At 37.2% G+C, this 12,844-nt stretch carries 12 protein-coding genes, 1 pseudogene and 1 other annotated feature; of the genes and pseudogenes, 5 read left to right on the forward strand and 8 right to left on the reverse strand.

Annotation, left to right across the window (positions count from 1 at the left end; translation table 11 throughout):
- Nucleotides 1-5: 5 nt before the first annotated feature.
- Nucleotides 6-800 carry a type I methionyl aminopeptidase gene (gene map, locus FD29_RS09240; protein WP_057888655.1) on the reverse strand — a complete coding sequence of 265 codons (795 nt, stop codon included), beginning with the start codon at nt 798-800 and terminating at the stop codon, nt 6-8.
- A 386-nt stretch (nt 801-1,186) separates the two neighbouring features.
- Here map and FD29_RS09245 point away from each other — a divergent pair, with 386 nt between their 5' ends.
- Nucleotides 1,187-1,642, forward strand: coding sequence for a flavodoxin (locus tag FD29_RS09245; protein WP_057888656.1), 456 nt, complete (start codon nt 1,187-1,189; stop codon nt 1,640-1,642).
- A 2-nt stretch (nt 1,643-1,644) separates the two neighbouring features.
- On the forward strand, nt 1,645-2,103 hold the full coding sequence (locus FD29_RS09250) for a GtrA family protein (RefSeq protein WP_057888657.1): 459 nt from the start codon (nt 1,645-1,647) through the stop codon (nt 2,101-2,103).
- A gap of 659 nt (nt 2,104-2,762) precedes the next feature.
- On the opposite strand, the gene rplT is transcribed toward FD29_RS09250, so the two are convergent.
- From rplT to wecB, 4 genes are all read right to left on the reverse strand, one after another.
- Complete coding sequence (gene rplT, locus FD29_RS09255) at nt 2,763-3,119, reverse strand: 50S ribosomal protein L20 (RefSeq protein WP_041499548.1); 357 nt, start codon at nt 3,117-3,119, stop codon at nt 2,763-2,765.
- A 26-nt stretch (nt 3,120-3,145) separates the two neighbouring features.
- Nucleotides 3,146-3,343 (reverse strand): 50S ribosomal protein L35, encoded by a 198-nt coding sequence (gene rpmI / locus FD29_RS09260; RefSeq protein ID WP_025084493.1) that lies wholly within the window; start codon nt 3,341-3,343, stop codon nt 3,146-3,148.
- Nucleotides 3,344-3,357: 14 nt separating this feature from the next.
- Nucleotides 3,358-3,885 (reverse strand): translation initiation factor IF-3, encoded by a 528-nt coding sequence (infC, locus tag FD29_RS09265; protein WP_083477833.1) that lies wholly within the window; start codon nt 3,883-3,885, stop codon nt 3,358-3,360.
- Between the two features lie 16 nt (nt 3,886-3,901).
- Nucleotides 3,902-4,027: a sequence feature (ribosomal protein L20 leader region), on the reverse strand.
- Nucleotides 4,028-4,091: 64 nt separating this feature from the next.
- Nucleotides 4,092-5,234 (reverse strand): non-hydrolyzing UDP-N-acetylglucosamine 2-epimerase, encoded by a 1,143-nt coding sequence (gene wecB, locus FD29_RS09270; RefSeq protein WP_057888659.1) that lies wholly within the window; start codon nt 5,232-5,234, stop codon nt 4,092-4,094.
- 399 nt (nt 5,235-5,633) lie between these two features.
- Here wecB and fba point away from each other — a divergent pair, with 399 nt between their 5' ends.
- Nucleotides 5,634-6,503, forward strand: a complete 870-nt coding sequence (gene fba / locus FD29_RS09275) for a class II fructose-1,6-bisphosphate aldolase (RefSeq protein ID WP_057888660.1) — start codon at nt 5,634-5,636, stop codon at nt 6,501-6,503.
- Between the two features lie 638 nt (nt 6,504-7,141).
- Here fba and FD29_RS09280 read toward each other — a convergent pair.
- On the reverse strand, nt 7,142-8,353 hold the full coding sequence (locus tag FD29_RS09280; RefSeq protein ID WP_147007958.1) for a GGDEF domain-containing protein: 1,212 nt from the start codon (nt 8,351-8,353) through the stop codon (nt 7,142-7,144).
- Nucleotides 8,354-8,466: 113 nt separating this feature from the next.
- Complete coding sequence (locus FD29_RS09285) at nt 8,467-9,810, reverse strand: FAD-dependent oxidoreductase (RefSeq protein WP_057888662.1); 1,344 nt, start codon at nt 9,808-9,810, stop codon at nt 8,467-8,469.
- A 201-nt stretch (nt 9,811-10,011) separates the two neighbouring features.
- Here FD29_RS09285 and FD29_RS11795 point away from each other — a divergent pair.
- Together FD29_RS11795 and FD29_RS09295 are read left to right on the forward strand one after the other, a co-directional pair.
- Nucleotides 10,012-10,448, forward strand: a pseudogene (locus FD29_RS11795) (GNAT family N-acetyltransferase).
- A gap of 90 nt (nt 10,449-10,538) precedes the next feature.
- Nucleotides 10,539-11,213: an EAL domain-containing protein gene (locus FD29_RS09295; protein WP_057888663.1), complete on the forward strand. Its 675-nt coding sequence runs from the start codon at nt 10,539-10,541 to the stop codon at nt 11,211-11,213.
- Nucleotides 11,214-11,271: 58 nt separating this feature from the next.
- On the opposite strand, the gene FD29_RS09300 is transcribed toward FD29_RS09295, so the two are convergent.
- Nucleotides 11,272-12,633, reverse strand: a complete 1,362-nt coding sequence (locus FD29_RS09300) for an FAD-dependent oxidoreductase (protein WP_057888664.1) — start codon at nt 12,631-12,633, stop codon at nt 11,272-11,274.
- Between the last annotated feature and the right edge of the window lie 211 nt (nt 12,634-12,844).

A 12,844-nucleotide genomic window follows, 5' to 3' on the forward strand; every position in this document is an offset into this window, starting at 1 on the left:
ATTGATTATAGTAAGTATTTAGCATCAAATTCAGGATCTTGCGATGTCAAAATTTTAGGACCATCTTTAGTAATGGCGATTGTGTGTTCATATTGAGCTGAGTCTGTGCCGTCGGCTGAAACAAAGTATTCCCAACCGTCAGCTTTAACAAACTTATCTTTGATCTCCCAAGTACCCAGGTTGACCATAGGTTCAATTGTAATCGTCATACCTTCACGTAATCTTAAACCTTTGCCAGGTTCGCCATAATGAGGAACATTTGGAGCTTCGTGCATCGTTGGTTGAATACCGTGGCCAATCAAATCACGCACGTCTCCCATGTGGTTTTCATCTTCAACGTAATGTTGGATAGCATAACCGATATCACCTAAACGATTGCCAATAACCGCTTGGTCGATACCTAAGTAAAGTGCCTTGTGCGTAACGTCCATTAATTTTTGGTCTTCAGCTGAAAGGTCGCCTACGGCATATGTCCAGCATGAGTCGCTTTCATAGCCATCAAGGTTAACTGTCATATCGACCTTCAAAACGTCGCCACTCTTTAAAATAAGGTTCTTACGAGGGATTCCGTGAGCAACTTCATCATTGACACAGACACAAGTAGCATACTTGTAGCCTTCGAAACCCTTTTCTGATGGACGGCCACCGTGAGATACGATGTAGTCGTTGGCAAAGTTTTCAATTTCCATTGATGAAATTCCCGGTTTGATAATGTCACGCAAATCAATATGTGTATTAGCAAGCAATTCTCCAGACTTTCTCATTCCTTCTAGTTCTCTTGCAGATTTTAATGTAATCACTTTTTAACATGTCCCTTCAAAAATGTGTTAATTTCATTATAACATTGTAGGAAGTTTTAAAAAAAACTGCTTTACATCTAAAAATATCAAAGGAGTATATCTAACAACGAGTAAATTCAAAAAGTTACTAAAAGTAAATAGTCTAATTATCGGTTCGATCATTGCTGCCGATCTCTTTGTCCTAAATCGACACCATCTTGAAAATGATTCTCACATTCGCAAAGTTGCAGCTTCACGCCAAATGAAGTTGACGCCACTGTCACGTTTGAAAAGTATTCAAGCTGACGAAGAGCAGGAATTTGATAGCAAATAATGATAAAGGTTAAGAAAAGGCTTGATTTTTGCTATAATATCCCAAGATATGAAAAAATGAGGCGACATTTAATATGACAAAAGTAAAAATCGTTTTTGCCAGCGTTACTGGTAATGATGAAGACATCGCATACATCTTAACTGAAAAATTCGAAGAACTTGGCTGTGAAGTAGATATGAGTGAAGTTTCTCAAACTGATGCGGCTGACTTCGAAGATAGTGACATCTGCGTAATCGCAAGCTACACTTATGACCAAGCTATCGTCCCTGATGAGGCTTTAGATTTCTACGATGATATGAAGGACCTCGACTTGAGTGGCAAAGTATACGGCACTTGTGGCTCTGGCGACACGTTCTATGAAGAATTCTGCCGTGCCGTTGATGAATTTGCCAAAGTTTTTGATGAAGTTGGTGCCACTAAGGGTGCTGATTCCGTCAAAGTTGAATTGGACCCTGAGCAAGATGACATCGATCATCTCGATAATTTTGCCGAAGAAATTTATAAAAAGGCACAAGAAATGGATCTTTAATAATGGACTTTCTAAAAAAATATCGGAATTTTTGGGTGTATTGTCTCTTTGGATTCCTAGCATCTCTGATCAATATTGGAATCTTTGACTTATCGCACAATTATTTCCATATCCCACTGTGGATAGCTAATACGATTGCTTGGTTCATTTCGAACTTCTTTTCATTCTTCGTAACGAAGATCTACGTTTTCAAATCAGAAATAGAAAATCTCAAAAAACTCTTTCAAGAAGGTTTCATTTTCTTGATCTCGAGAATCTTTTCACTGATTTTCGATGACATCTTTATGATCGTAGCTGTTTTCATTTTCCCTTGGAACAATTTGATTATTAAAGCCATCGACCAGTTGATTGTCGGACTTTTCAACTACTTCTCTTCCAAATTGATTTTCAACTATCAGAATCGACACATTTTGGAACGGATCAAGCGTATCAAAGAAAAACGTAGTCGTAATGAATATTAATATTAGTTATTGTTTGCTTCCCGTCTTCCATGAGATTTCGGTAGACGCTGGAACGCTGTGAGAGCAACTTAGAGCCAATTACAGTTCAAATTGTCTCTAAGCTTGTCTGTCTCTAACCTGGCAGAGTACGCCAGCCAAGAGACTACCACGGCTGAGCATCTACCGAAATCTCATTCCAGACTAATGAATTTTTTTGTTTGTTTTATACTTAATAACATTAAAAAAAGAAACATCCCATAATTGTTAGACAAATAAATCTAATAATTATGGGATGTTTTTTTATGATTAACTATTCGTTTAAATTAAAAGCAAAAGTAATTAATGACTATCTATCAGAAATATATATCTTTCAATCCATATGAGTCTTTAGATATATTCCAAATAAATTCATTAAACCAGCTTGGAACAAAAATGAAAATTGGCTCAGCCGTGGTAGTCTATCTTACTTCGCGTACCTTGCGGAGTTAGATAACACCTCGAATTTGAGACAATTTGAACTTCAATTGGCTCAAATCGATGGTCACAGCGTTCCAGCCAAATTTCAATTTTTGTGGAAAGCGGCATCCTTCAACCACCCCAATTTAACGGTTCTAATTTATCTCAATGCGAAAAAAAAGTTCAAACCATCAAAATGGTCTGAACTTTTTAAATTAAATAAATTAAGCCAAAGCTTTCTTAGCAGTGTCTACTAAGCTTGTAAATGCCTTTGGATCTTCGATAGCAACTTGAGCTAACATCTTACGGTTGATGTCAACGTTAGCTAACTTCAAACCGTGCATTAACTTGCTGTAACTGATTTCGTTCATTCTTGCAGCAGCATTGATTCTGGCAATCCAGATCTTACGGAAATCACGTTTTACTTGACGACGGTCACGGAATGCGTAACGGTATGAAACCATGATTTGTGTGTGTGCAGCTTTGAAGGTAATGTGTTTTGAACCACGGTAACCTTTAGCTAATTTTAAAACCTTCTTGCGACGTTTACGTGTTACTGTTCCACCTTTTACTCTTGGCATAGTGAATTTCTCCCTTTATTTTTAGATTAGTAAGTTGCTAACATTTGTTTGATACGTTTCATATCACTTGAGCTAACCATACCTGGCTTAGCTAATTGGCGACGTTGTTTCTTTGTCTTACCATGGAAACGGTGACTTGTGTAAGCATGCATTCTCTTCCAGCCACCATTAGCTGTTTTCTTGAATCTCTTTGCTGAAGCACGGTGTGTCTTTTGTTTAGGCATAATAAACTCCTCGATTATTTTTTATTATCGTTAATTGGATCTAGCATGAGAAACATGCTACGTCCATCCATCTTAGGTCTAGTAGTTACTGTGGCAACATCTTTTAGTTGTTCAGCAGCCTTGTCTAAGACTTCCTTACCAATCTCTTTATGAGTAATGGCTCTACCTCTAAAACGAAGGGAAACTTTTACTTTATCACCCTTAGTCAAGAACTTACGGGCGTTGTTCAATTTTGTATTGAAGTCATTTTCTTCAATTGTGGGACTCAAACGAACTTCTTTGACTGTGAAAGTCTTTTGCTTCTTACGAGCTTCACGGTCTTTCTTTTGAAGGTCGAATTTGTATTTACCGTAATCCATGATCTTGGCAACGGCTGGTTTAGCATTTGGTGACATTAATACAAGATCCATATTAGCACCCTGGGCTAAACGCTTAGCTTCAGCTAGTGGCTTTACACCAAGTTGATCACCGTTTTCGGAAATCAAACGAACTTCTTTAGCACGTATTTCATCATTAATGATTAATTCTTTAGCGATAGCTATACACCTCCTGAAATTTTAAAAACAAAAAAAGTGGGCGCATAATGCGCCCACTTTTATTTAGTAAATAGCTGCCTATTTACATAATCGTATTAACCCAGCGGCATATTGCTTAGGTGAGAAGCGGGCGCTTCTGCTTTATCTCAAGTAAAATCTTACTAAAATAATATAACTTTGTCAACAAAGTTAATTATTTTTATGAAAATTTACTATTCAAATTCACTAGGCTTAGTAGTTGTTTGTTTGAAATAGTAACTGATCGAATCAAGGATTCTTTCGGATGCTTTACCGTCACCATAAGGGTTCTTGGCATTTGCCATGCGGTCATATTCGGCTTTGTTAGTGATCAAATTAGTCATTTCTTTTTCAACTACATCTGAATCAGTTCCGACAAGCTTCAATGTACCAGCTTCAACACCTTCAGGACGTTCAGTCGTGTCACGCAAGACAAGTACTGGCTTTCCTAGTGAAGGAGCTTCTTCTTGTACCCCACCGGAATCCGTCATGATGAAGTAACTTCTGGAAGCTAAGTTGTGAAAATCAACTACATCAAGCGGTTCGATCAAGTGAACCCGTTCAACGTCACCCAAAATATCTTTGGCAGTCTTTTGAACGACTGGGTTCAAGTGAACTGGATATACTAATTCGATGTCATCGTGTTTCTCAACGACTTTCTTCATTGCACGGAAAACTTGTTTCATTGGTTCACCTTGGTTTTCACGACGGTGCATTGTGATCAAGATCATCTTCTTATCCGGATCAATAACATCCATGATATCGTGATGATAATCCTTGTGAACGGTACTTCTCAAAGCATCGATAGCTGTATTACCAGTTACGAAGATGTGGTCTTTTTTGTGGTTTTCTTTCAACAAATTAGCTTTGCTTTCATTAGTAGGTGCAAAGTAAATATCAGTCAAATCATCAGTCATTTGACGGTTCATCTCTTCAGGCCATGGGGAATACTTGTTCCAAGTTCTCAAACCAGCTTCCACATGTCCGATAGCTGTTTGGTGATAGAAAGCTGACAAGGCAGCACTGAAAGTTGTTGTCGTATCACCGTGAACTAAGACGATGTCTGGCTTTTCTTTTTCGATAATACTGTCTAGTTCTTTCAAAACTAATCCAGTAATACCACTTAATGTTTGACGTTCCTTCATAATATTCAAATCATAATCCGGTTTGATATCGAAGATCTCCAAAACTGAATCCAACATTTCACGATGTTGTGCAGTCACAACAGTCACAGTTTCGAAGCGGTCACTATTTTGTTTTAATTTTAAAACTAATGGTGCCATCTTGATTGCTTCTGGTCTCGTACCAAAAACAGTCATAACTTTAATTTTATCCAAAATTATCACCTCAACAAATTACTTCAAGTATATCAAAGATACGATTAATAATATAGGTAGTTACCTTTTGTTTATATAATGTCATTTTCAGAAAGAATATGGTTATAATAAGCTATTATGATAAATTTATTCGCGTTAATTATAGTTAGCATTTTGACGACTTTAGTCGCTTTTTTCACAGTTATGGCAATTTACTATACAATTACCAAATCCGATAGCAAAAAATACTGGTGGTTGATCCTTTTAGGACTGGTAATCCTTTATCTAATCGCAATCTTCATCTATTTTCACGTTAGGTAAAACGCTTACTGAAATAGTTTGGCGAAATAAGTATTAATTTCGACTACTTTGAGTTAAAATTATCAATGTATTCAAAATGAAATTTATGGAGGTTTATCGATGGCTTTAACAAACGGTAACGAAATTTTCAATAACGCCCGTAAAGGCAAATATGCTGTTGGTGCTTTTAACATCAACGACTTGGAATGGACACGTAGCATTTTAGCTGCTGCTCAAGAAACAAACACACCTGTCTTGGTTCAAACATCAATGGGTGCTGCTAAGTATATGGGTGGATACGAATTATGTCTACACCTTGTACAAGACACAATCAAATCAATGGGTATTACAGTTCCAGTTGTAATGCACTTGGATCACGGTAACTTTGAAGCTGCCAAAGAATGTATCGAAGTTGGTTACAACTCAGTTATGTTCGATGGTCACGACTTACCATTCGAAGAAAATCTTGAAAAGACTAAGGAAATTGTTAAATTAGCTCACGCTAAGGGCATTTCTGTTGAAGCTGAAGTTGGTTCAATCGGTGGTACTGAAGATGGTATCGTTGGTCTTGGTGAATTAGCTGATGTTGAAGAAGCTAAGACACTTAACGCAACTGGTGTTGATTATCTTGCTGTTGGTATTGGTAACATCCACGGTGTTTACCCTGACAACTGGAAGGGCTTAAGCTTTGACCGTCTTAAGGAATTAGCTGATGTTATCGATACACCACTTGTTCTTCACGGTGGTTCAGGTATTCCTAAGGAACAAATCATCAAGGCTGTTTCAATGGGTATCTCAAAGGTTAACGTTAATACTGAATTACAACTTTCATTCGCTAAAGCAACACGTGAATATATCGAAGCTAAGAAAGACTTGGATATTGACGAAAAGGGTTATGACCCACGTAAATTGCTTGCACCTGGTGCTAAAGCTATTACTGAAACAACTAAGGAACGTATCGCTTGGTTCGGTACACCTTCAATCAAGTAATTTAATTACTTACTTAAAAAAGACAGAAACTTTTGTTTCTGCCTTTTTTTGTACCCTTTTTACCGCTAAAAAGCTCGATCGTCTCTTCCCTATTTTTTAACAATTGCTGAGTTTCATTGTGAAGTAGTCATATCACAATCGAAATTTATTTTTATCACTTATATCCAGCAATAATCCATATATACCAACATTTGGCATCAAATTTTATTAACAATTTCACAATCATTTGTATTGTGAAATTTATAAAATCTTGCTATACTATGTTTGTACCAATAAAGAAAGCGCTAACATAGAGAAAGGAGGGGCTAAATATAGTCACTTTGTCTAAATCTGGAATAGGTTTTCAAAGTCTATCTTCCGCCTCCCATGTAGAAAACATAATAACTTGATCTATGACTAGATGCTTATTCTAGATATATAGTTGATTTTACTTGTAACTCCCAATTGCAAAATCGGTAGGAATAAAAACTCATTTCTTAAATTTACCCGAAAATACAACGGATCATAATAATCTCCCTAATTCATTGAATACCCCATCATTCAATGACGATAGTTAATTTCTTAAATTCCTATCGAAAAATCAACTACACATAAAAAAAGATCAGTAGGTTCCCCGCCTGCTGGTCTTTTTGTTTTGTCTAAATATGCATGATCGGTTGAGCTGTATAGTTTTCGGTCTTGCCTTCGATCGTCATGCGGTTACGACCTTTGTTTTTAGATTCGTAAAGATAATTGTCAGCACGCTTGAGGGTATCTTCAAAAGTCTGATCCCCCACTCTAAACATTGTTACGCCAAAGCACAAGGTGACGCTCAACTGCTTATCTTGAATGAACAAAGGCATTTCTTTTAACGTCTGATTAATGGCGTTGATAATGGTTTTACAGTACTCACCATCAACTCCATTGACGATAATGACGAATTCTTCGCCACCGTAGCGGAACAAATTGCTGTCGCTTTTATCAACGTGCAATTCTCTTTCCACAATATGGGCCACATGCCGCAAAACTTCATCGCCAATCTCATGTCCGTAATGATCGTTGAATTTCTTGAAGCGGTCGATATCAAACATGACCAAAGACACTGGTCTGTCCACATCCTTTAAATGTCTTTCAAAGGCCTCATGCGATAATTTATTGAAATTAGCTCGATTTCTAACCCCAGTCAAAGCATCGTAGTTGACCTTTTTATTCAGATCATCATACGCATGCAAGTACGTCGTCATCTTCTGTTCAATGACTCGAGCAACTAGCATGTACAATTCAAAGACGATAAAAATACCGATGATATCCGGAACTGGAAAGTTGTAATCTATCCAAATAATGACCCACCAACAAACACCAAATAATATTTGAGCCGCAAGGTATTTATAGTTTGAAACTAACAAAACGCCTTTGTGATCGTACAAAAAAGTAATCACAACGAACAAAATTATATAAGAGATCACAAAAAGCGGCATCTCCGGCCCTTTTAAGCGTTCCATTACAAAAGATGGATGATAAATAAACGGCAAAGCCAGATTTAATAACACGATCAAGCGATTATTGAAGACGAACAGACAGTAAAATAACAGAGTCAATTCAGCATTGGCATACAGCCCACCCAATTCAACCACTTGCCCACCAGTTAAGTTGTGAAAGACTCGTTTGACCAAAACTAACGCGATGATCAATAACGCCATTTCTGAGATATTAACGACAACTTTTTGTAAATACGGCGATGTAATACTGATTTTCTTTTCCAAAGTGAAAGCAAAATAAGTAATCAAGGTAATAAAACCTATCGTTACGATCCCCGTTATCAGTGAATTGATACTAAAACAGATCCTAAATATTTCGTATAAATTTCCCAATTTAATATCCCCGCAATATCTATTAAACTACCGTCAGTTTAGCATTAAAACCATGCTTAATAAATATACAGTTTTTAGGGTATTAAAAAAATCATACCATCGAGGTATGATTTTTATTCATTATCTTCTTTAGCGATAGCCTGTTGTGCTACCAAGTTAAGATAGTTAAATGGATTATCGTAATTTGGTTGGAAAAGCATGTCGACAAAAGCCAAATCATCGATCGTATTATTATTTTGAATACAGATTGAAATAGCATTGGCCGATTGAGCCACTTCATGTTTACTGAACAACTGAGCTCCAAGAACTTTTCGCGTATCCTTGTCATAAACTAGATAAATCGTCAGCATATCAGTCGTTGGCATATAGGCTGGCCGGTAATTATCGTGGTAAACGACGCAGTCAGCATTTATTCCGCTGGCCAAAGCTTTTCTTAATGTCAAACCAGTTTCAGCCAAAGTATAGCCAAAGATTTCCATGGCGGTTGTTGCTTGTGTACCCATGTATTTGCGAATATCGCCAAAAATGTTGATTCCGGCTAAAGTTCCTTGGCGAACCGCATTCGTAGCTAAAGGAATATATTTCATTTCACCAGTTGGATTGAATTTAACGACACATGAATCTCCCGCTGCATAAACATCTGGATCTGAAGTTTGCATGTAATCATTGATGATGATGGCACCATAACCGTCCATTTGGACTTGGCCCCGTAACAAATCAGTGTTGGCAAAGAAACCAGTACATACGATCACTAAGTCAGCTTTGTAAGCATGTCCGGCTTTAGTCTTGATCGTCAATTGGTCACCGTCTTCAATTTCAGCAACCCGTTCGCCTAAGTGAACTTGAACGTCGTGTTCCTTTAATTTTTCAATAATTTCTTCTGACAAACCTGAATCGACATAGTTATTTAAAATTTGATTCCGTGATTGGATCAAGGTAACTTCGTGGACTGTATTGGCGTAGCTTTCTGCAAGCTCAACTCCCACATAGCCAGCGCCAACAATCGCAATGCTAGGATAATTCAAAGCAGATTCATAGATCTTTTTGGCTTGGGCATAGCTCTTGCACAAAAGAACACGTGGGTTATCCATACCGCCGATGGGTGGGATTCCTACTTCAGAACCAGTCGTCATGATCAATTTGTCATATGTATCTTCAAAAATATCCTTAGTAACAAGGTCTTGAACAACGATTTTTTTATTTTTAGTATCGATTTTTATAACGTTATGCTTCATATGAACCTTGGCGCCATAGCCTTCAAGTGTGGTAGGGTCAGCATAAAACATATCTTCAAGGTTATTGACGATTCTACCAAGATATAAAGCAATTCCGCATGACAAAAACGCAATATTATCATCACGTTCATAAACTGTAACATCTGTTTCTGGATGCTTTTCTAATATTTTTTCAACTGCAGCCGTTCCAGCATGTGTACATCCGACAACAATAACTTTCAATAGTCGGTTCCTCCTCTACAGTACCTTTTTATACTCACTTATTCATTCAGCATAACACAATATATATAGTTTTATTATATCAATGAAGTAAATATCTCATAGTTTAAAAATTGTATTTTTATCTCTCAATTATCGGACCGAATATTTGCCAAATTTGTAATATAATAAACTTGTGTTGACTTTTTTAATTGGAGTTTATTTATGAAAGAAATCAAATATAGCAACGACATTAATTCAGCTATTTATAAAGATAGTCTCAAAATCAGGACCGACGTTTTCGTTGACGAGCAAAACGTTCGTAAAGATTTAGAGATCGACGATCGCGAAGCTGACTGCACTTACTTCAATGTCTATTTGGATGGATCGGCTGTGGCTACGGCTAGGTTCTTCCCTACAGATGACAATGGTATTCACGTCCAACGGGTCGCTGTACTCAAAAAGTTTCGTCAAGAACATTAGGTTCACACCTTTTAAAATATATTTTCGCTTATGCCAAAGATCACCACTATAATTATGTGATTTTAGGTGCCCAAGATCATGCCCAAGACTTTTATAAAAAACTAGGCTTTCATGTTGTCGGAGATGCTTACCAAGAAGTCGGCATCGCCCACCACGACATGAAATTGGACTTACAATAAAATTTACTTTAGTATTAATTCGCAGATATTTTTTTCACAAACCCCATTAGGGTGAAATATTATAGGGACCGCGTGTAAAGGAGTTTGATTATGTATAGATTTTTTATTCAACCCCAGCTTGATAAAGTTAATAATTCACTGATCGGCTATGAATTGTTAATGAAGAAAAAAACTGATCAGGGTTGGAGACCACCAGCTAATTTCTCAGATATACCCTCTCATACAATGGCTTCAGTCTTGATTGCCACAACCAAATTATTATCATTGAAGATCGGTTCAGTTTCCGTCAATATCAACCGCAACCAACTGATGGATAAAGAAGTTCGGGACGCTATCATTGAAGCTCAAAGCATTTTACGACCATTGCGTGTAGTCGTTGAATTGACTGAAGATACGCCTAACGAAAACTGGCCTAATTCGACTTTGATTCCTTTGATTCAAGAATTCATCAATTACGGCATGGACTTCAGCTTGGATGACTGTGGAACTGGTGTCAATCAATTGGACCAAATTCAAGATATGATTCCTTTAGCTTCAGAAATAAAATTTGCCATTCAAAATTTTGGTGAAAAATTACGTGATCCTGACATCGAGAAAAAAGTTATCTTCTGGAGAGATTTCAGTGAGAAGAATAATCTCCGCTTTATTCTCGAAGGTATCGAAGATGAACACGATGACGCTTTGGCTGACTCGCTCAATATCGATCTACGCCAAGGCTACTATTACGGCAAGCCACACTTGTTGAAGTTAGATGGCGACAAATGATTCCAAACAAATAGCATCAATATTACCGAAAAAATTCTTGGTAATATTGATGCTATTTTTATTTATTTTTCTTTTCGTCACGTTCTTTAGCAACCGCCATTTGGGCTACTAAATTCAAATAATTGAACGGATTGTCATAATTTGGTTGGAACAACATATCAACGAAAGCTAAATCGTCGATCGTATTTTTATTTTGGATGCAAACCGAGATCGTATTCGCCGATTGGGCTACTTCATGTTTACTGAAGAGTTGAGCACCTAAAATCAACCGTGTGTCTTTGTTATAAACTAACTTGATCGTCAACATATCAGTCGTTGGCATGTAGTCTGGACGATAATAATCGTGATATTCGACCATATCAGCATTGATGCCACCAGCTAGAGCATGTTTCAAAGTTAAACCAGTGGAGGCAATCGTATAGCCAAACAATTCCATCCCTGACGTTGCCTGTGTCCCCATATATTTCTGGATATCGCCGAAAACGTTGATTCCAGCCAAAGCTCCTTGACGAATAGCGTTAGTTGCCAATGGCATATAAGAGTGTTTGTGAGTTGGATTGAAGTTGACCGTACAAGCATCCCCAGCAGCGTAAATATCTGGATTGGATGTTTGGGTATATTCATTGATGATAATAGCTCCGTGACGGTCCATACCTACTTGACCACGCAAAAGTTCCGTATTAGCCACGAAACCAGTGCAGACGATCACCAAATCAGCTTTGTGGTCTGCTTCATTAGTTTCAATCAAAACGCTGTCACTGTCATCATCACGACTAAAGCCAGTTACTCGTTCATTCAAATACACATTAACATCGTGTTCTTTCAAAAGTTCAATGACTTTTTGCGACATATCTTTATCAATATAATTGTTGAGCACTTGGTCTCTTGATTGGATCAAAGTAACTTCGTGATCTGTATTAGCATAACTTTCCGCTAGTTCCACGCCAATGTATCCACCACCGACAATCGTTATGTGCTTGTGTTCTTTAGCCGTTTCATAAATCGCCTGAGCTTGATCGTAACTCTTGCACATCAAGATCCGTGTATCAGAAATCCCCATAATTGGTGGTACAGCCACTGTGGAACCAGTCGTCATGATCAACTTGTCATAAGTGTCATTGATGATCTCATGCGTCTTCATGTTTTCGCACATTACCGTTTTCTTCTCAGCATCGATCTTTAGGACATCATGTTTCATATTGACCTTAGCCCCAAGTTTTTCGAGATCTTTAGGACTTGCATAAAACATATCTTCTAAACGTTTAACTCTTCTTCCTAAATAAAGTGCAATTCCACAAGATAGGAAGGAAATATTGTCATCACGTTCATAAACCGTGACTTCAGTACCTGGATGGTCCTGTAAAATTTGTTCTACCGCTGCCGTTCCCGCATGTGTACATCCAACGACTATTACTTTCATATTCTTACCCCTCATTTTTTAAAATACATTTATACTATAAAATGATTTATTGGCATATCATTAAAAAATCCACAACGAATAAGACTATTATAACCTTATATTTTTATAAATAAATAAGTGTATAGTATTACGCGAAGTAGTCTTTAAATCAAAACAAGTTAAAATTTTATGTTTTAGAACATTTTAATTATTGAATGATAGATATTTATCT

The sequence above is a fragment of the Companilactobacillus mindensis DSM 14500 genome (assembly GCF_001434275.1).
Classification (GTDB): Bacteria; Bacillota; Bacilli; order Lactobacillales; family Lactobacillaceae; genus Companilactobacillus; species Companilactobacillus mindensis.

Coding starts and splice junctions, on each gene's coding strand:
- FD29_RS09245 (WP_057888656.1), top strand. CDS start 1,187: ATGACAAAAGTAAAAATCGTTTTTGCCAGCGTTACTGGTAATGATGAA.
- FD29_RS09250 (WP_057888657.1), top strand. CDS start 1,645: ATGGACTTTCTAAAAAAATATCGGAATTTTTGGGTGTATTGTCTCTTT.
- rplT (WP_041499548.1), bottom strand. CDS start 3,119: ATGCCAAGAGTAAAAGGTGGAACAGTAACACGTAAACGTCGCAAGAAG.
- rpmI (WP_025084493.1), bottom strand. CDS start 3,343: ATGCCTAAACAAAAGACACACCGTGCTTCAGCAAAGAGATTCAAGAAA.
- fba (WP_057888660.1), top strand. CDS start 5,634: ATGGCTTTAACAAACGGTAACGAAATTTTCAATAACGCCCGTAAAGGC.
- FD29_RS09295 (WP_057888663.1), top strand. CDS start 10,539: ATGTATAGATTTTTTATTCAACCCCAGCTTGATAAAGTTAATAATTCA.
- FD29_RS09300 (WP_057888664.1), bottom strand. CDS start 12,633: ATGAAAGTAATAGTCGTTGGATGTACACATGCGGGAACGGCAGCGGTA.